The following is an 18,598-nucleotide window of genomic DNA, read 5'->3' on the forward strand; positions in this document are numbered from 1 at the left end:
TCAGCAAAAGTTCGATTTATTCAACAAAGCCCCAACGAACCAACAGCAGATTATTGAGTCAATGGCTGATTCTGGCTACATGGTTCACCGCATGGGCATCGGTGTAATTAGTTTCATTCGTGTGCCAAAGAACGCTAAAGATAATCCTCTTCAGGAAATCACTGATAAGGCTACAGCAGAGGCTGAGTCAACTATTGATAAGATGATTGAACGTCTGAAGGTAAAAGCCTCTGAAGCTGTCCACCAGCGTAATAAGATTGTGATTGAGGCCCGTAAGGCTTTAGATTCTGTAAAAGACTTTACCGATTACCTGAACCTGATTGTAACTGATACTGAAGAGGTAAACGAATAATGAGTGTCCCAATGAAAGGGCTGTCCAAACGTGGCAGCTATAATCATCTGACTGACTCAATGCAATTCAAGTATTTTGACGGGCAAATAGAAATCAGTGAAGCAACTTATAAATCACTCTCTTCAGGCAGTAAGCCTAAACCAACTGTGAAACCATCGAAAGCAATCACCACTTACAAGGTTAAGCCAAAGCCAACAATTGAACAGCAAAGAGATACAGCCCTGAAAGAGGCAATTAGGAAAATGACAGGAGGGCGGTAAATGAATCAACTCTTCAATGCTTATGGTCAGCAAGTACGAGCAAACATAGCTCTGAACCTTCACCCTTTTTATTTGGGGCAACTGGAAAGGCTGGCAAACCGAATCGGTAGCGGGATTAAGTCAGAAGAACAGCGTCTAATACTGGCAATTGGTGAGATGCTACGACAAGTGGAGACTGAACAATGAACCTTTACGCATTCAACCCACTGAAACAAAATGATAAACAAGAGGTGCTTACACCCGTAGCCTTCAATTTGGTCTTATCGCTACCTGAGCAGCTACTGAAAAAGCTGGATAAGGTCGGCTATGAACTGGTTAAGCGTTACGGTATTGCAGGGTGTAGTGATAAGCAGCGGCATCACATCGCTATTGTTCATCTGCTTGAAAAACATACATTGCGATGATGACTTGTACTTCAAAAAATCAGGCACTTTGTACCGTCAGGGTTTAGAAGCAAGACATCACCCCTCACCTCCATAGACGAAATGCATATTTCACTGAAATCAAAATCTCCCAGCTTTCTCAGATGGTTTTGGACTTTAACTCTTGCCCCCTGTGGGGTATCCGCATGAACCAGAAACTTATAGATAACGCTGCTTTTTGACGTCAACTGAACCCGCGAATCATAAGAGGACATAAGTAATCTCCTGAATGCTACTTGCTTTATCACGATTCACTGTACATAAAACCAGCATAGGAATCAATTGGAACTGTCTGGTAAAGCTCTATGCCATATCCTTGAAGTCGCTTAACATCTATACAAATCGAAGTTAGTGATTAGAGAGTTGTAATTAGTACCAGATGCCCGGTTTGCGCTGCTTTTATCGCAATTTCCGCGGTTTCAGCATCGCGTATCTCTCCCACCATAACGATATCGGGATCCTGACGTAGCAGGGCGCGCAGCACGCTGTGAAAGGTGAGCCCCGCGCGTGGGTTAATCTGCGTTTGATTCATTCCCACGATGGGGATCTCCAGCGGATCTTCCACGCTACAGATGTTGACCTCATCACGATTTCGCGCCTGCAGCGCGCTATAAAGAGTGACGGTTTTTCCGCTTCCCGTCGGACCGGTGACCAGTATCAGTCCCTGAGGTTGGTTAAGCGCCGAGCGAAAGGCGGCAAGCTGTTGTGAAGAGAGCCCCAGCGCTTCGAGGTCCAGCGTCTGCTCGACCTGGTGTAACAGGCGCAGAACGATTTTTTCTCCTCCACGGCAGGGAAGCGTAGCGATCCGAAACGAGATCGGACGATCTGAGAGCGTAAGGGTGAACTGGCCGTCCTGCGGCGTTCGATGTTCGGCAATATCCAGATTGCCGAGCACCTTAAGCCGGGCGGTAATAGGTGCGGCAAGTTCCGGGGCCAGCGGCGTCAGAGAATGTAGTACGCCATCTACCCGCAGGCGAATTCTCAGTTGCTGTTCGCCTGGTTCGATATGAATATCCGATGCGCGCTGGCGCAGAGCTTGTTCCAGAAGATTATTGACCTGTTCAACGATGCTGGCTGAAGCTTCGACAGGCGGGGCAAGCGTTGCTATTCCCGGTGCCTGCAGCCGCTTGTCCATCCGATCCTGGCTCCAGCATTCGATATCAATCCTTTTCTGAGTCGCAAAACGTAGCGCCTCCAGCAGCTCCGGGGCAGGGGAATCAACCACGGCGATAGCGATAGTGTGTTCATTGCTATCAAGCAGCAAGGCGTGATAGCGCTGGCAGAGAGGTATTAATTGTTCAGTTTTCATTGCTGCGGCCTCAGTTAAAACGGAACACGTCTTCACAGGCCTGCTTGAGTGCGCTATCACCGGTAATATTGCACACGCGCTGCCAGCCGGTAATGCCGTTAGCGTTATCCCAGTTCGGCGTCATCGTGACGCTTAAGCCATTGAGACTTTCCTGTCCGGTGAGCGTGACAACGCCTGCCGCCACGGTCATGGCCGAGACATAGCGAGTAGTCGCGGGCGAAGGGATACCGTTGCTGCCGCCATCGCAGGTGGTTATGCCGCCGTGCTCAAGCGCGCAAAGCTCAATGGCGGTGCGGAAAGGGACGAAGGTTTGCAGCATATCGGTAAGCGCTGCTTTTCGTAGGTAGTTCTGATAAGCCGGAATGCCGATTGCGCTGAGTATCGCGATGATTCCGATGACCACCATCAGTTCGATTAAAGTAAAACCACGTTGTTTGTCCATAAGTTGCTCCTTGTTATCCTCGGGAGCACTTTGCCGGGGTTTATTCTGCGATACGAGCAGCGGATCGCGCCTAAGGAAGCAGGCTTCCAGGCTTTTTTTGCGGGTTGCAGTGAGAGATTACTGGCGTGCGAGTCGGTTCGCAAAAGTGCGCCCCGGCATGAAGTGCAAACCGGGGCGAGGGAATTAGCGGAAACGCATAGAGAGATCAAGAGCGCGGACGTGCTTGGTCAATGCGCCTACGGAAATGTAATCGACGCCGGTTTCAGCGAATTCACGAATGGTGTCGAATGTGACGTTGCCGGAGACTTCCAGCGCTGCCTGGCCATTGGTGAGTTTGACCGCCTCGCGCATCATATCGGTAGTGAAGTTATCGAGCATAATAATGTCGGCACCGGCTTTCAGCGCTTCATCCAGCTCTTCAAGGTTTTCAACTTCGACTTCTACCGGAACATCCGGGTGCAGCCAGAACGCTTTTTCTACCGCCTGCCGTACCGAGCCGGAAGCGATAATATGGTTCTCTTTAATCAGAAAGGCATCGGAGAGACCCAGACGATGGTTGGCGCCGCCGCCGCAAAGAACGGCATATTTTAGCGCCGTGCGCAGTCCAGGCAGCGTTTTGCGTGTATCGAGCAGCTGAGTTTTAGTGCCGGCCAGTAGGTCGACATAGCGACGAACTTCGCTTGCCACCCCGGAGAGTGTCTGCACGAAATTAAGCGCGGTACGTTCGCCGGTAAGCAAAATACGCGAAGGGCCTTCCAGCTCGAACAGCGGCTGGTTGGCTTTTACCGCATCGCCATCGGCAACATGCCAGGTGAAGTTAACATCATCGCCCGCAAGCTGAATAAAGACCTCTTCCACCCAGCGTTTACCACAAAATACGCCGTCTTCACGGGTGATCACTACCGCGTGCGAGCGTGCGTCCTGCGGCAATAATTGGGCGCTAATGTCATTATTGGCATCCACTTCGCCGCCTAAATCTTCCCGCAGGGATTGGGCCACGGCATCGGTAATATCAAGATTAATACGCTCCAGCAGCGCGTCACGGCGGCGGTCGGGATTGTAGCGACGAGGCGTCATGAGAAAGCTCCAGATAGATAAGATTCAGAAGTGGGAAACATGCTAACCTGAACGACGTTTCCGTACCACATCCGCTTCATTTCGCCGGTGGTTTTCAGCGTTGAGTTTTTGGCGTTAGCCAACTGAAGAAGAGCGCAAATGATGCCGGGGATGCGATGGCCACGGTGCCGCGAATGCATAAGCTAGTAATAAGGAGATCAACATGCAGTTGAACGGGGGATGGCTGGTAGAAGCGCGTCGGGTTCCTTCGCCGCACTACGATAGCCGCCCGGATAATGAAACCCCTTCGTTGCTGGTGGTGCATAATATTAGCCTGCCGCCAGGTGAGTTTGGCGGGCCATGGATTGATGCCCTGTTCAGCGGGACGCTCGATCCGAATGCGCACCCTTTTTTTGCTGAAATAGCTCATCTTCGCGTTTCGGCACACTGTCTGATTCGCCGCGATGGTGAAATCGTGCAGTATGTCCCTTTTGATAAGCGTGCCTGGCACGCGGGCGTTTCCAGCTACCGCGGCCGAGAACGTTGCAACGACTTTTCCATCGGCATTGAGCTGGAAGGGACCGATACGCTGGCCTATACCGACGCGCAGTATCAGCAACTGGTTGCGGTTACCCGTCAGCTTATCTTGCTTTATCCGGCGATAGCTGACCATATCACCGGCCATTGCGATATTGCGCCCGTGCGTAAAACGGATCCCGGTCCGGCCTTTGACTGGGCTAAATTTCGCAGTCTGTTAACCCCGTCGTCAGAATAAGGAGATGCCATGACGTTGTTCACTACGCTGTTAGTACTTATAGCCGAGCGTTTGTTTAAGCTTGGCGAGCACTGGCAGCTCGATCACCGGCTGGAAGTGCTGTTTCGCCGGGTTAAGCATTATTCCCTGCTGACCACCGTACTGATGACGGCAGCGGCGGCGGCGGTCGTGTATGTTATTCAGCGCCTGCTGCAAGGGCAGCTGTTTAACGTTCCTTTGCTGGTGTTCTGGATCCTGCTTGGTTTGCTGTGTATTGGCGCAGGTAAAGTGCGTTTGCACTATCACGCCTATCTGAAAGCCGCGGCGCGCGACGATAGCCGCGCCTGCGATGCGATGGCCAGCGAGCTCACCCTGATCCACGGCGTGCCGCCCGGCTGCGACCAGCGTGAATATCTGAGCGAGCTGCAAAACGCGCTGCTGTGGATTAACTACCGCTACTATCTCGCTCCGCTGTTCTGGTTCGTTGTCGGCGGACCGTGGGGGCCGCTAACTCTGGTGGCCTATTGTACGCTGCGGGCCTGGCAGACCTGGCTGGCGCGTTATCAGACGCCGCGTCATCGCTTACAGTCGGGGATTGACGGCATTTTGCACGTAGTCGACTGGGTTCCGGTACGTCTGGTCGGCGTGGTCTACGCGCTGATTGGACACGGGGAAAAGGCTTTGCCTGCGTGGTTTGCTTCGCTGGGCGACCGCCACTCTTCGCAGTATCAGGTGCTGACGCGCCTGGCGCAGTATTCACTTGCGCGCGAGCCGCATGTGGATAAAGTGGCAACGCCGAAGGCGGCAGTCTCAATGGCGAAAAAAACATCGCTGGTGGTGGTCGTGATTATGGCGCTGCTGACGATTTACGGTACGTTGATTTAAGCACCTGCCCGCTGGCGGGCAGGTTCCGCTTTTAATTCGTCTCTGCTGCCGGGATGCCAAAATCAGGCATCCCGTTTTCTTGCCAGCGAATCAGCTTCAGGCGCGTATGGCGATTCGGATCATACAGCGGGTCGCCTTCGATTTCGGTGTAGTTGCGCGCATGGTACACCAGCACATCTTCTCCCTCCGGCGTTTGCGTAAAGCTATTGTGGCCTGGCCCATACTGACGATTCTCATAGCTGGTACGAAATACCGGCTGCGGCGCTTTATGCCAGTTTTCCGGGCGGAGAGGGTCGGCGCTGACGTCTATCCACAGTAGGCCCATGCAGTAGTTTTCGTCGGTGGCGCTGGCGGAATAGCTGACGAACAGCTTGTCGCCATGGAACAGTACCGCCGGGCCTTCGTTCACCAGAAAACCTCGGCACTCCCAGTCGAACTCGGGTTGACTCAGCATGACCGGCTGACCTTTTAGCGTCCACGGATTTTCCAGTTCAGCCAGATAGAGGTTGGTATTGCCTTTAATTTCAGGATCTTTTTGCGCCCATAGATACCACTGCTTACCCTGATGGCGGAAAGTCGTGGCATCCAGCGCAAAGGTATCAAGCGGCGTTTTAATCTGGCCTTTTTCCTGCCATTTACCGGTTAACGGGTCGCTGTCCGCGCATTCCAGCGCGAACATGCGGTGCTGGAACATACCCAGCGCATCCAGATCGTGCGTGTGGCTGGCGGCAAAGTAGATATACCATTTGCCGTTAATTTTATGCAGCTCCGGGGCCCATATGAGCTGGCTCATTGGGCCGCTGTCCGGCTTACGCCAGACGACCACCGGCTGCGCGTCGCGCAAGCCTTCAAGGGTGGCTGAGCGTCGGATTTCCAGACGGTCATACTCCGGTACCGAGGCGATAAAGTAGTAGCTATCCTGATGGCGCAGAATATAAGGGTCCGCGCGTTGTTCAATAAATGGGTTCGGCCAGTTTTTCATTATGCTTTCCTTACATGTTCGCCGGTTTTCAGTTCCTGATAGTCGTTGAGCTCGCTGTAGTTAATCCGACGTTTTTCGAGGTCGGACTGAATTTGCCGCATAAATTCGCGGTTTACCTTCAGCATACGCACCACGCCGGCGGTAATCAGATAGCCGACGCCGGGGATAACGCTGAACAGCAATACGATACCGTTAATCGCGGAAGCGCTTTGCTGCTTCGCGCCGGCATCGTAACCGTACCAGGAGAGCAGGAAGCCAACCATCGCGCCGGCGATGGCCAGGCCGACTTTCAGGAAGAACAGATTGCCGGAGAAGCTGATGCCGGTGATGCGCTTACCGGTCTTCCATTCGCCGTAGTCATCAACGTCGGCCATCAGCGACCAGTGCAGCGGCGACGGGATCTGGTGCAGAATGTTCAGCAGGAAATAGAGCACCATAATCATCATGGTGGCGTGCGGGTCGAAGAAATAGAACGCGCAGGAGAAAATCGCCAGGACGATATTAGTCCAGAAAAACACCTGCAGTTTGCACCAGCGATCGGTCAGGACTTTAGCCAGCATACTGCCGATCATCATTCCGACAACCCCGAGGCTGATAAACAGCGTGGCGAAGTGGGTGCTTTGCTGCATAACCCAGGTGACGTAGTACATGGTCGCAGCCATACGGATAAAGCCCGGACAGACGTTGCACAGCGTTAACAGCAGGATGCGAACCCACTGGTCGTTTTTCCAGACGTCTTTTAGATCTTTTTTCAGCTCGTCGTTGGTCTGGACTGCGGGTTTTACGCGTTCACGGACGGTGGCGAAGCAGAACAGGAACATGCACATACCGATAATCGCCAGCACGGTCATCGCCATCTGGTAGCCTTTGGCTTTATCCTCGCCGCCGAACCAGTCCGCCATCGGCAGCAGCGTCAGGGAGAGCAACAGGGTAGCGATGCCGACCAATACGAAACGATATGACTGACAGGCCACGCGTTCCTGCGGGTCGTTCGTAATCACGCTACCCAATGAGCAGTAGGGGATGTTGATCGCGGTGTAGGTCAGAGAGAGCAGGAAGTAGGTGACGAAAGCATAGATAACCTTGCTATTGTACGTCCATTCCGGGGTGGTAAACATCAGGACGCTGAACAGCGCGTACGGGAAAGCGATCCACAGGAGCCAAGGGCGAAAACGGCCATATTTGCTGCGGGTACGGTCTGCCATTGCCCCCATAATCGGGTCGGTCACGGCATCAATAACGCGTACGGAAAGCAGAAGCACCCCGACCAGCGCCGGTGCGAGACCAAAAATATCCGTATAAAAATAGTTAACAAACAACATGATGGCGCCGAAGATAATATTACATCCGGCATCGCCCATTCCGTAGCCTATTTTCTCTTTAACTGAAAGCTTATTGCCATTCATAGCGACGATCTCCCCGTTGCGGTATGGAGAGGATTATTAGTCGGGTAAGAGATGATTGCGTTGCAGGATAGGGTCGACGATATGGATAAATGGGTTATGACGAGGAAAGTGTGAAGCAGATAACAATGCGCTGTGCCCGCCAGCGGCGGGCGGGCACAGATTCAGGTGATGTATGATTATGCTTTAACGGCGCTGGCGGTTTTCTGCTTGAACAGATAACCGACGCCGAGAACGGCAATCCACACCGGGATCAGATAGACGGAAATCGCCATGCCCGGAGTCATCAGCATAATAACCAGTACCCCGACCATAAATAGCAGGCAGATCCAGTTGCCTAACGGATAAAACAGCGCCGGGAAGCGGGTGACCACGCCCTGCTGCTGCTTAGCGCGGCGGAATTTAATGTGCGCCAGGCTAATCATCGCCCAGTTGATCACCAGCGCAGAAACCACCAGCGCCATCAGCAGACCAAACGCGGATTCCGGCGCGAAGTAGTTAATCAGTACGCACAGCGCGGTGACCAGCGCGGAAACGAGGATCGTATTAACCGGCACGCCGCGTTTATCGACGCTCATCAGCGCTTTTGGCGCGTTCCCCTGCTGGGCCAGACCGAACAGCATACGGCTGTTGCAGTATACGCAGCTGTTGTAAACGGAAAGCGCTGCGGTTAATACCACAATATTCAGGGCATTAGCGACGAAGGTATCGCCCAGTTCGTGGAAGATAAGGACGAACGGGCTGGTATCGGCGGTCACGCGGCTCCACGGCAGCAGAGAGAGCAGAACGGCCAGCGATCCTACATAGAAAATCAGAATGCGGTAGATAACCTGGTTGGTCGCTTTCGGGATACTTTGCTCCGGGTTATCTGCTTCTGCGGCGGTAATACCCACCAGCTCAAGGCCGCCGAAGGAGAACATAATAATCGCCATCATCATCACCAGCCCGGTGAAGCCGTGCGGCAGGAACCCGCCTTGCTCCCACAGGTTGCGTACGGTAGCCTGCGGACCGCCGTTGCCGCTGAACAACAGCCAGCCGCCGAACAGGATCATCGCCACAACGGCGACAACTTTAATGATCGCGAACCAGAACTCCATTTCGCCAAACACCTTGACGTTAGTCAGGTTGATAGCATTGATGGCGATAAAGAAAATAGCCGCAGAAACCCAGGTGGGAATTTCCGGCCACCAGAACTGAACGTATTTCCCGACCGCGGTCAGCTCGGCCATGGCCACCAGAACGTAGAGAACCCAGTAGTTCCATCCGGAAGCAAAGCCCGCAAAGCCGCCCCAGTATTTATAGGCGAAATGACTAAATGAACCGGCTACCGGCTCTTCTACCACCATCTCGCCCAGCTGACGCATGATCAGGAAGGCAATGAAACCGGCAATTGCGTAGCCCAGAATAATACCGGGACCTGCATTTTGGATGACGGATGCACTACCCAGAAACAAACCGGTACCGATAGCGCCTCCCAGCGCAATAAGCTGAATGTGGCGGTTTTTAAGGCCGCGCTTTAGCCGATCGCCATGCTGTTGACCTTCCATCATGAAACCTCGTGTGTGGTTATGGTTATTATGTTTGTATGCGTCATCCATCAGGTGACTTCTTCGCTGTCCATCCCTGCCTGATAGCATAGTCAGCGAAGTTTCACTGAGCCTGCGCCCCGTTTTGCCCCGAGTGATGTAGCGCACATATTATTGTATGTGTGTAATTATCAAATTCCGTATGTGTACTTATTTGTTTACGCAAGGCAGAGAGGGTAATTCATGAAAAGGCCTTTCGTAACATGGAGAATAGTGATAAGCGCCGCTGAATGCACCTGCTTTATGAAGGGATGATGACGAAGCGAGCAAAAAGAAACCATTTGTAAATTATGCCAGCATACTCCGCATCTACTCCTTTCTTCTCTGTTATTCATGTTAAGTGAATTTATATTCATTAAAAAAGGCGTTGAATCGGTTCAGATAGCGTAATTTTTCGTTTCCATTTAGTTAATGCTACCTCCTTGTGAGTAAACACAACATTTGTGCAAAGTTACATTTATGAAATGTTATTTCTGTAAGGTTGTTAAAACGTGCCGGGTTTAATGATTTCAATCAAAACCTGTATGGACAGAAGGTGAATACTTTGTTACTTTAGCGATACGAACTATGAATTGGTAAGACCAATTGACTCCGGGCTAATGGCAGAGACAGGGAATATGGCCTACAGCAAGATCCGCCAACCAAAACTATCCGATGTGATAGAGCAGCAGCTGGAGTTTTTAATCCTTGAGGGGACGTTGCGCCCCGGTGAAAAGCTCCCGCCTGAACGTGAACTGGCAAAACAGTTTGACGTTTCCCGACCCTCGCTACGTGAGGCTATTCAACGCCTCGAAGCTAAGGGGTTGTTGCTTCGTCGCCAGGGGGGCGGAACGTTTGTACAAAGCCGCCTGTGGCAGAGCTTCAGCGATCCGCTGGTAGAGCTACTGTCCGACCACCCTGAATCCCAATTTGATCTGCTGGAAACCCGTCACGCGCTTGAAGGCATTGCCGCATATTACGCAGCGCTGCGCAGCAATGATGAAGATCGCGAACGCATTCGCGAGCTGCATCAGGCTATCGAGCGGGCTCAGCAGTCGGGCGATCTTGATGCTGAATCCGATGCCGTCGTCCAGTATCAAATAGCCGTCACCGAAGCGGCGCACAATGTTGTGCTGCTCCATCTACTACGCTGTATGGAGCCAATGCTGGCTCAGAACGTTCGCCAGAATTTTGAATTGTTGTACGCCCGCCGGGAAATGCTCCCGCAGGTCAGCAATCATCGCACTCGAATTTTTGAGGCGATAATCGCCGGGGAGCCGGAGCAGGCGCGTGAAGCCTCGCATCGTCACCTGGCGTTCATAGAGGAAATTTTGCTGGATCGTAGCCGTGAGCAGAGCCGTCGTGAACGCTCACTGCGTCGTTTACAGCAACGAAAGGATGAGAACTCCGGTTCTTAAGCGCCATTTTTAGAGCGCGGCAACTAAACGCAGAACCTGTCTTATTGCACTTTTAGTTGTTCAAAATAATTTTGGGTGTATCGCGGCGGCAAGCGCGCGAATCCCCGGGAGCATAGTGAACTATGCGACTGGAGTGAGGTAGCGAAGCCAACAAAGAGACAGCCAGAAGCATGAAGAACAAAGAGCGCAATGGGACAGGTTCCAGATTAATCAACGATTAGATAGATAAGGAATACCCCCCATGTCAGAACGTTTACCAAATGACGTGGATCCGATCGAAACTCGCGACTGGCTACAGGCGATCGAATCGGTCATCCGTGAAGAAGGTGTTGAGCGCGCTCAGTATCTTATTGACCAACTCCTTTCTGAAGCCCGCAAAGGCGGGGTGAAAGTGGCTGCTGGCGCATCGACCGGCGGTTACGTGAACACTATTGCCGTTGAAGATGAGCCGGAATACCCGGGTAATCTGGATCTGGAACGTCGTATCCGTTCTGCGATCCGCTGGAACGCCATCATGACCGTTCTGCGCGCATCGAAAAAAGATCTCGAACTGGGCGGCCACATGGCTTCTTTCCAGTCTTCCGCAACCTTCTACGAAGTGTGCTTTAACCACTTCTTCCGCGCACGCAACGAGCAGGACGGCGGCGACCTGGTTTACTTCCAGGGCCACATCTCTCCGGGCGTCTATGCGCGTGCTTTCCTGGAAGGTCGTCTGACTGAAGAGCAGATGAACAACTTCCGTCAGGAAGTTCACGGTAAAGGTCTGTCCTCTTACCCGCACCCGAAACTGATGCCGGAATTCTGGCAGTTCCCGACCGTCTCTATGGGTCTGGGCCCAATCGGTGCGATTTATCAGGCTAAATTCCTGAAATATCTGGAACACCGCGGCCTGAAAGACACCTCTAAACAGACCGTTTACGCTTTCCTCGGCGACGGTGAGATGGACGAGCCGGAATCTAAAGGCGCGATCACCATCGCAACCCGTGAGAAGCTGGACAACCTGGTCTTCGTAATCAACTGTAACCTGCAGCGCCTTGACGGTCCGGTTACCGGTAATGGCAAGATCATTAACGAACTGGAAGGCATCTTTGGCGGTGCCGGCTGGAACGTTATCAAGGTTATCTGGGGCGGTCGCTGGGATGAGCTGCTGCGTAAAGATACCAGCGGTAAACTGATCCAACTGATGGAAGAAACCGTTGACGGCGATTACCAGACCTTCAAATCCAAAGACGGCGCTTACGTGCGTGAGCACTTCTTCGGTAAATATCCGGAGACCGCAGCGCTGGTTGCCGACTGGACTGACGAGCAGATCTGGGCCCTGAACCGCGGCGGTCACGATCCGAAGAAAGTCTATGCTGCACTGAAAAAAGCGCAGGAAACCAAAGGCAAAGCTACCGTAATCCTTGCCCATACCATCAAAGGTTACGGCATGGGTGACACCGCCGAAGGTAAAAACATCGCTCACCAGGTTAAGAAAATGAACATGGACGGCGTACGCTACGTCCGCGATCGTTTCAATGTGCCGGTTGCCGATGCTGATATCGAAAAACTGCCGTATGTAACCTTCCCGGAAGGTTCCGAAGAGCACACTTATCTGCACGCCCAGCGTCAGAAACTGCACGGCTATCTGCCGAGCCGTCAGACCCACTTCACTGAGAAGCTGGAGCTGCCGACCCTGGAAGATTTCCGTCCGCTGCTGGAAGAGCAGAACAAAGAGATCTCGACCACTATCGCGTTCGTACGTGCCCTGAACGTGATGCTGAAGAACAAATCCATCAAAGACCGCCTCGTGCCGATCATCGCCGATGAAGCGCGTACCTTTGGTATGGAAGGTCTGTTCCGTCAGATTGGTATCTACAGCCCGAACGGCCAGCAGTACACTCCGCAGGACCGTGAGCAGGTTGCTTACTACAAAGAAGACGAAAAAGGCCAGATTCTGCAGGAAGGTATCAACGAACTGGGTGCCGGCGCCTCCTGGCTGGCTGCTGCGACTTCTTACAGCACCAACAACCTGCCGATGATCCCGTTCTACATCTACTACTCCATGTTCGGGTTCCAGCGTATCGGCGATCTGTGCTGGCAGGCTGGCGACCAGCAGGCTCGCGGCTTCCTGATCGGCGGGACTTCCGGTCGTACCACGCTGAACGGCGAAGGTCTGCAGCACGAAGATGGCCACAGCCACATTCAGTCTCTGACTATCCCGAACTGTATCTCTTACGATCCGTCTTACGCGTACGAAGTTGCGGTCATCATGCAGGATGGTCTGGAACGTATGTACGGTGAAGCGCAAGAGAACGTTTACTACTACATCACCACGCTGAACGAAAACTACCATATGCCGGCGATGCCGGAAGGCGCCGAGGAAGGTATCCGTAAAGGTATCTATAAACTCGAAACCGTTGCAGGTAGCAAAGGTAAAGTTCAGCTGCTGGGCTCCGGTTCTATCCTGCGTCACGTGCGTGAAGCAGCGCAGATCCTGGCCAACGACTACGGCGTAGGCTCTGACGTGTACAGCGTTACCTCCTTCACCGAACTGGCGCGCGATGGCCAGGACTGTGAACGCTGGAACATGCTGCACCCGCTGGAAACTCCGCGCGTTCCGTACATTGCTCAGGTGATGAACGACGCTCCGGCAGTTGCGTCTACTGACTATATGAAACTGTTCGCTGAGCAGGTTCGTACTTACGTACCGGCTGATGATTACCGCGTACTGGGTACCGACGGCTTCGGTCGCTCTGACAGCCGTGAAAACCTGCGTCACCACTTCGAAGTTGATGCTTCCTACGTGGTGGTAGCAGCGCTGGGCGAACTGGCTAAACGTGGCGAAATCGATAAGAAAGTGGTTGCGGAAGCCATCACTAAATTCAACATCGATGCAGATAAAGTTAACCCGCGTCTGGCGTAAGAGGTAAAAGAATAATGGCTATCGAAATCAAAGTACCGGACATCGGGGCTGATGAAGTTGAAATCACCGAGATTCTGGTCAAAGTTGGCGACAAAGTTGAAGCTGAACAGTCGCTGATCACCGTAGAAGGCGACAAAGCCTCTATGGAAGTCCCGTCTCCGCAGGCTGGCGTTGTTAAAGAGATTAAAGTCTCCGTCGGCGACAAAACCGAGACCGGTAAACTGATCATGATTTTCGATTCCGCCGATGGTGCAGCAGCCGCTGCACCTGCGCAGGAAGAGAAGAAAGAAGCCGCTCCGGCCGCCGCTGCGCCTGCAGCCGCGAGCGCAAAAGAAGTTCACGTACCGGATATCGGCGGTGATGAAGTTGAAGTCACTGAAATCATGGTTAAAGTGGGCGACACCATCGCCGCTGAACAGTCGCTGATCACCGTAGAAGGCGATAAAGCCTCTATGGAAGTTCCGGCGCCGTTCGCGGGTACCGTGAAAGAGATCAAGATTAACACCGGCGATAAAGTCTCAACCGGCTCCCTGATCATGATCTTCGAAGTAGCGGGCGCAGCGCCTGCCGCAGCTCCGGCAAAAGCGGAAGCCGCTCCGGCTGCTGCTGCACCGGCAGCTTCGGGTTCTAAAGAAGTTCACGTTCCGGATATCGGCGGTGATGAAGTTGAAGTCACTGAAGTGATGGTTAAAGTGGGCGATAAGATTGCCGCTGAACAGTCGCTGATCACCGTAGAAGGCGATAAAGCCTCTATGGAAGTTCCGGCGCCGTTTGCGGGCACCGTGAAAGAGATCAAAATCAGCACCGGCGACAAAGTCTCAACCGGCTCCCTGATTATGGTCTTCGAAGTGGAAGGCGCAGCGCCTGCAGCGGCTCCGGCTAAGCAAGAAGCCGCTGCACCTGCGGCAGCTCCGGCTCAGGCGGCGAAACCTGCTGCAGCTCCTGCTGCTAAAGCGGAAGGCAAATCTGAGTTCGCTGAAAACGACGCGTACGTTCATGCAACGCCGCTGATTCGTCGCCTGGCGCGCGAGTTCGGCGTCAACCTGGCGAAAGTGAAAGGTACGGGTCGCAAAGGCCGTATCCTGCGCGAAGACGTTCAGGCTTACGTGAAAGAAGCGGTTAAACGCGCTGAAGCTGCGCCTGCGGCAACCGGTGGCGGGATCCCGGGCATGCTGCCGTGGCCGAAAGTGGACTTCAGCAAGTTTGGTGAAGTGGAAGAAGTTGAACTGGGCCGCATTCAGAAAATCTCTGGTGCTAACCTGAGCCGTAACTGGGTGATGATCCCGCACGTTACTCACTTCGACAAAACCGATATCACCGATCTGGAAGCGTTCCGTAAACAGCAGAACGCCGAAGCTGAGAAGCGTAAACTGGACGTGAAATTCACTCCGGTTGTCTTCATCATGAAAGCCGTTGCCGCTGCGCTTGAGCAAATGCCGCGCTTCAACAGCTCGCTCTCTGAAGATGGCCAGCGTCTGACGCTGAAGAAATACATCAACATTGGTGTGGCGGTTGATACCCCGAATGGCCTGGTGGTTCCGGTCTTTAAAGATGTGAACAAGAAGAGCGTAACCGAGCTGTCTCGTGAACTGACCGTGATTTCTAAGAAAGCGCGTGATGGTAAGCTGACCGCTGGCGAAATGCAGGGCGGTTGCTTCACTATCTCCAGCATCGGCGGCCTGGGTACCACCCACTTCGCGCCGATCGTTAACGCGCCGGAAGTGGCTATCCTCGGCGTGTCCAAGTCCGCGATGGAGCCGGTGTGGAATGGTAAAGAGTTTGTTCCGCGTCTGATGATGCCGATCTCTCTGTCCTTCGATCACCGCGTGATCGACGGTGCTGATGGTGCGCGCTTTATCACCATCATCAACAATATGCTGAGCGACATTCGCCGCCTGGTGATGTAAGCGAAAAGCCGGCCTGACGGCCGGCTTTTTTCTGGTAATCTCTTCTGCGTTTTGAAGTTACCAGCAATAAAGGACAAAATCGTTTGCCGTTTGTTGTTTCAAAATTGTTAACAATTTTGTAAAATGCTTGCGGATAGAACGTCCCGGTGGACATGGGCGTAAAAACTATAGCGTCAGACCCGCCGGATACAAATTACAGAGGTCATGATGAGTACTGAAATCAAAACTCAGGTCGTGGTACTTGGGGCAGGTCCCGCAGGTTATTCTGCTGCCTTCCGTTGCGCTGATTTAGGTCTGGAAACCGTCATCGTAGAACGTTACAGCACCCTCGGCGGTGTTTGCCTGAACGTCGGCTGTATCCCTTCTAAAGCACTGCTGCACGTTGCAAAAGTTATCGAAGAAGCGAAAGCACTGGCCGAACACGGCATCGTTTTCGGTGAGCCGAAAACCGACATTGACAAGATTCGCACCTGGAAAGAAAAAGTCATCACTCAGCTGACCGGTGGTCTGGCTGGCATGGCCAAAGGTCGTAAAGTGAAGGTGGTTAACGGTCTGGGTAAATTTACCGGCGCTAACACCCTGGAAGTGGAAGGCGAAAACGGCAAAACCGTGATCAACTTCGACAACGCTATCATCGCGGCGGGTTCCCGTCCGATTGAACTGCCGTTCATTCCGCATGAAGATCCGCGCGTATGGGACTCCACCGATGCGCTGGAGCTGAAAACCGTACCAAAACGTCTGCTGGTTATGGGCGGCGGTATCATCGGTCTGGAAATGGGCACCGTATATCACGCGCTGGGTTCAGAGATTGACGTGGTTGAAATGTTCGACCAGGTTATCCCGGCTGCCGATAAAGACGTGGTGAAAGTCTTCACCAAGCGCATCAGCAAGAAATTCAACCTGATGCTGGAAACTAAAGTTACCGCCGTTGAAGCGAAAGAAGACGGTATCTACGTTTCCATGGAAGGCAAAAAAGCCCCGGCGGAAGCGCAGCGTTACGATGCCGTTCTGGTCGCTATCGGCCGCGTGCCGAACGGTAAAAACCTCGATGCCGGTAAAGCAGGCGTTGAAGTTGACGAGCGTGGCTTTATCCGCGTCGACAAACAGCTGCGCACTAACGTGCCGCACATCTTCGCGATCGGCGATATCGTTGGTCAGCCGATGCTGGCGCACAAAGGCGTTCACGAAGGCCACGTTGCCGCAGAAGTTATCGCCGGTATGAAGCACTACTTCGACCCGAAAGTTATCCCGTCTATCGCTTATACCGAACCAGAAGTTGCATGGGTTGGTCTGACAGAGAAAGAAGCGAAAGAGAAAGGCATCAGCTATGAAACCGCCACCTTCCCGTGGGCGGCTTCTGGCCGCGCTATCGCTTCTGACTGCGCTGACGGTATGACCAAACTGATTTTCGACAAAGAATCTCATCGCGTTATCGGCGGGGCGATTGTCGGCACCAACGGCGGCGAGCTGCTGGGTGAAATCGGTCTGGCGATTGAAATGGGCTGTGACGCTGAAGACATCGCGCTGACTATCCATGCTCACCCGACTCTGCACGAGTCCGTTGGCCTGGCTGCGGAAGTCTTTGAAGGTAGCATCACCGACCTGCCGAACGCGAAAGCGAAGAAAAAGTAAGTTTTTCTTTCAGGCAAAATGAAGAAGCGGCTCAGTGAGCCGCTTTTTTTATGCCTGATGTTTAGAACTGTGTCGCTGTTAATAAAATTGCATACCTTATTAATACTTGAAAAATAGTAACTCTGTAAACTTATAGCTAATTAACTATATGTGAGGTGTGTGATGAAAAGATTTTTAACGACGACGCTGTTGGCCGCAACCTTAGTTTCGGGCATGGCCTGCGCAGCTGATGCCGTTATCCCCTGGGCTGATAACAGCGGCGGTACTGAAAGTACGCATATTGCGGCTATGGGCCAGGATTTAAATATGCAGCATCAGCAGATCACGAAGACTCGCGAAGGCGTGTGGGCGGCGAATTCCGGTAGCATAAGCGCTGACGAAGCGGCGCTGAGCAGCACTAAACCGGCTTTTGCGGGCGACCCGTCTCTGATGCCCCATCAGGGCTAACTCATCATGGCGATATGGCCCGGCAGCGTTATCGCGCGCCGGGATTTTTTACTGATCGATGGTCTGCCAGCCATTATCAGGTGAAAACTGAGAAATGGCCTGCGCCTTGTTCGGCGTTTCTTCACCTAAATTAGCCTGATAAACGCGATCATCCTGGTTGACCATAAAGCTCATGATGCCGGTTTTCCCCCATGTCGCGGGCCATGCCAGCAGGGCGACGCCATGATTGCCCCCATCTTTGATAATACGGAAACGATAGCCATGATAGCCCTCACCGGGTTCAACGGGGCTAAAGGCTGGCCCTAACGGGCTGGATGCCTCTCCCGGCGCGACGGGCCAGTAGAGCCCATCTTTCTTGCCGTCGCTGCTGATAATCTTCTGCGCCCAGGCGTGGTTTAATTGATAAAAATCCTGCTGAGCGTCAACGTAAGCGTGCATAGCCTGAATGGCTGACAGTTCATTACGACCAATTGCGCGCGTGAGAATCTCATCTTCAGCCGCGGCCATATCAAAATGCCAGCCATCGTTATCTTTGATGATGGGTATCGGCAGACGCCACTCTGTCCGGCCTACCTCCAGCCAGGCGGTATTTTCCTGCAGAACGATACGGTGGCCAACCTTCCAGTCACGCTGAAAGCGAGCGACGGCGTCAGGGTCGATGCCATCCGGCGGTAAAAATTGCTGCCAGCTATCGCCGAGCAGCTCGTTGAGAGCAGATTCATCATGCCTGCCGATTGCCTCAGCCAGCGCGCTTGCGGCCTCATTAGGGGAGGAAAACTGCTGCTGAGCTAGCGCCATGCCGGGCGCCAGGGCCAGGGCCAGCAGCGTCATTTTTAATAATTTTTTCATTTGCGTATCC

General features: G+C 53.1%; 17 protein-coding genes and 1 pseudogene. 11 read left to right on the forward strand and 7 right to left on the reverse strand.

Going from position 1 to position 18,598, the window contains the following annotated elements; genetic code table 11:
- The 4 genes from HMPREF3178_RS13605 to HMPREF3178_RS13620 form a co-directional block, all read left to right on the forward strand.
- Window positions 1–352, forward strand: a 352-nt coding sequence (locus tag HMPREF3178_RS13605; RefSeq protein ID WP_139146030.1) for a hypothetical protein, incomplete at its 5' end; no start/stop codon positions are given.
- A gap of 11 nt (window positions 353–363) precedes the next feature.
- Window positions 364–612 (forward strand): hypothetical protein, encoded by a 249-nt coding sequence (locus tag HMPREF3178_RS13610; protein ID WP_017144984.1) that lies wholly within the window; start codon window positions 364–366, stop codon window positions 610–612.
- Window positions 613–798 (forward strand): hypothetical protein, encoded by a 186-nt coding sequence (locus HMPREF3178_RS13615; RefSeq protein ID WP_017144983.1) that lies wholly within the window; start codon window positions 613–615, stop codon window positions 796–798.
- Window positions 795–1,016: a hypothetical protein gene (locus tag HMPREF3178_RS13620; RefSeq protein WP_017144982.1), complete on the forward strand. Its 222-nt coding sequence runs from the start codon at window positions 795–797 to the stop codon at window positions 1,014–1,016. Before HMPREF3178_RS13615 ends, HMPREF3178_RS13620 begins: the two co-directional genes overlap by 4 nt.
- Window positions 1,017–1,398: 382 nt before the next feature.
- Here the strand turns inward: HMPREF3178_RS13620 and HMPREF3178_RS13630 are convergent.
- The 3 genes and pseudogenes from HMPREF3178_RS13630 to nadC all read right to left on the reverse strand — a co-directional run.
- Window positions 1,399–2,343: pseudogene (locus tag HMPREF3178_RS13630) on the reverse strand (ATPase, T2SS/T4P/T4SS family); the annotation flags it as partial.
- 10 nt (window positions 2,344–2,353) lie between these two features.
- Window positions 2,354–2,785 (reverse strand): prepilin peptidase-dependent pilin, encoded by a 432-nt coding sequence (gene ppdD, locus HMPREF3178_RS13635; RefSeq protein ID WP_004108095.1) that lies wholly within the window; start codon window positions 2,783–2,785, stop codon window positions 2,354–2,356.
- Window positions 2,786–2,968: 183 nt separating this feature from the next.
- Window positions 2,969–3,862, reverse strand: coding sequence for a carboxylating nicotinate-nucleotide diphosphorylase (nadC, locus tag HMPREF3178_RS13640; protein WP_004108093.1), 894 nt, complete (start codon window positions 3,860–3,862; stop codon window positions 2,969–2,971).
- Between the two features lie 202 nt (window positions 3,863–4,064).
- Between nadC and ampD the strand changes: the two genes are divergently transcribed.
- Both ampD and ampE read left to right on the forward strand, forming a co-directional pair.
- A complete protein-coding gene (ampD, locus tag HMPREF3178_RS13645) occupies window positions 4,065–4,616 on the forward strand; it encodes a 1,6-anhydro-N-acetylmuramyl-L-alanine amidase AmpD (RefSeq protein WP_004108091.1) in 552 nt (183 codons plus the stop codon).
- A 9-nt stretch (window positions 4,617–4,625) separates the two neighbouring features.
- Complete coding sequence (ampE, locus tag HMPREF3178_RS13650) at window positions 4,626–5,480, forward strand: beta-lactamase regulator AmpE (protein ID WP_004108089.1); 855 nt, start codon at window positions 4,626–4,628, stop codon at window positions 5,478–5,480.
- A gap of 31 nt (window positions 5,481–5,511) precedes the next feature.
- Here the strand turns inward: ampE and HMPREF3178_RS13655 are convergent, their stop codons facing one another.
- The 3 genes from HMPREF3178_RS13655 to aroP all read right to left on the reverse strand — a co-directional run bounded on the left by HMPREF3178_RS13655 (window position 5,512) and on the right by aroP (window position 9,415).
- The gene (locus HMPREF3178_RS13655; RefSeq protein WP_016807529.1) at window positions 5,512–6,462 is read right to left on the reverse strand and encodes a glycoside hydrolase family 43 protein; all 951 of its coding nucleotides are present in this window, start codon (window positions 6,460–6,462) and stop codon (window positions 5,512–5,514) included.
- Window positions 6,462–7,868: a glycoside-pentoside-hexuronide (GPH):cation symporter gene (locus HMPREF3178_RS13660; RefSeq protein WP_004108084.1), complete on the reverse strand. Its 1,407-nt coding sequence runs from the start codon at window positions 7,866–7,868 to the stop codon at window positions 6,462–6,464. Before HMPREF3178_RS13660 ends, HMPREF3178_RS13655 begins: the two co-directional genes overlap by 1 nt.
- 176 nt (window positions 7,869–8,044) lie before the next feature.
- Entirely contained in the window at window positions 8,045–9,415 is a 1,371-nt protein-coding gene (gene aroP, locus HMPREF3178_RS13665) for an aromatic amino acid transporter AroP (protein ID WP_160886621.1), read from the reverse strand.
- 653 nt (window positions 9,416–10,068) lie between these two features.
- On the opposite strand from aroP, the gene pdhR reads away from it, so the two are divergent.
- From pdhR to HMPREF3178_RS13690, 5 genes are all read left to right on the forward strand, one after another.
- Window positions 10,069–10,848, forward strand: coding sequence for a pyruvate dehydrogenase complex transcriptional repressor PdhR (gene pdhR, locus HMPREF3178_RS13670; RefSeq protein WP_004098632.1), 780 nt, complete (start codon window positions 10,069–10,071; stop codon window positions 10,846–10,848).
- 241 nt (window positions 10,849–11,089) lie between these two features.
- A complete protein-coding gene (gene aceE, locus HMPREF3178_RS13675; protein ID WP_004108078.1) occupies window positions 11,090–13,753 on the forward strand; it encodes a pyruvate dehydrogenase (acetyl-transferring), homodimeric type in 2,664 nt (887 codons plus the stop codon).
- A 14-nt stretch (window positions 13,754–13,767) separates the two neighbouring features.
- Window positions 13,768–15,660: a pyruvate dehydrogenase complex dihydrolipoyllysine-residue acetyltransferase gene (gene aceF, locus HMPREF3178_RS13680; RefSeq protein ID WP_004108076.1), complete on the forward strand. Its 1,893-nt coding sequence runs from the start codon at window positions 13,768–13,770 to the stop codon at window positions 15,658–15,660.
- Between the two features lie 207 nt (window positions 15,661–15,867).
- Entirely contained in the window at window positions 15,868–17,292 is a 1,425-nt protein-coding gene (gene lpdA / locus HMPREF3178_RS13685) for a dihydrolipoyl dehydrogenase (RefSeq protein WP_004098637.1), read from the forward strand.
- Between the two features lie 162 nt (window positions 17,293–17,454).
- A complete protein-coding gene (locus HMPREF3178_RS13690) occupies window positions 17,455–17,739 on the forward strand; it encodes a hypothetical protein (RefSeq protein ID WP_004108075.1) in 285 nt (94 codons plus the stop codon).
- Window positions 17,740–17,787: 48 nt separating this feature from the next.
- Here HMPREF3178_RS13690 and HMPREF3178_RS13695 read toward each other — a convergent pair whose 3' ends face one another.
- On the reverse strand, window positions 17,788–18,588 hold the full coding sequence (locus HMPREF3178_RS13695) for a DUF2950 family protein (protein WP_016807530.1): 801 nt from the start codon (window positions 18,586–18,588) through the stop codon (window positions 17,788–17,790).
- Window positions 18,589–18,598: the final 10 nt, after the last annotated feature.

Source organism: Klebsiella sp. HMSC09D12 (assembly GCF_001808475.1).
In the GTDB taxonomy this organism is placed as follows: Bacteria; Pseudomonadota; Gammaproteobacteria; order Enterobacterales; family Enterobacteriaceae; genus Klebsiella; species Klebsiella oxytoca.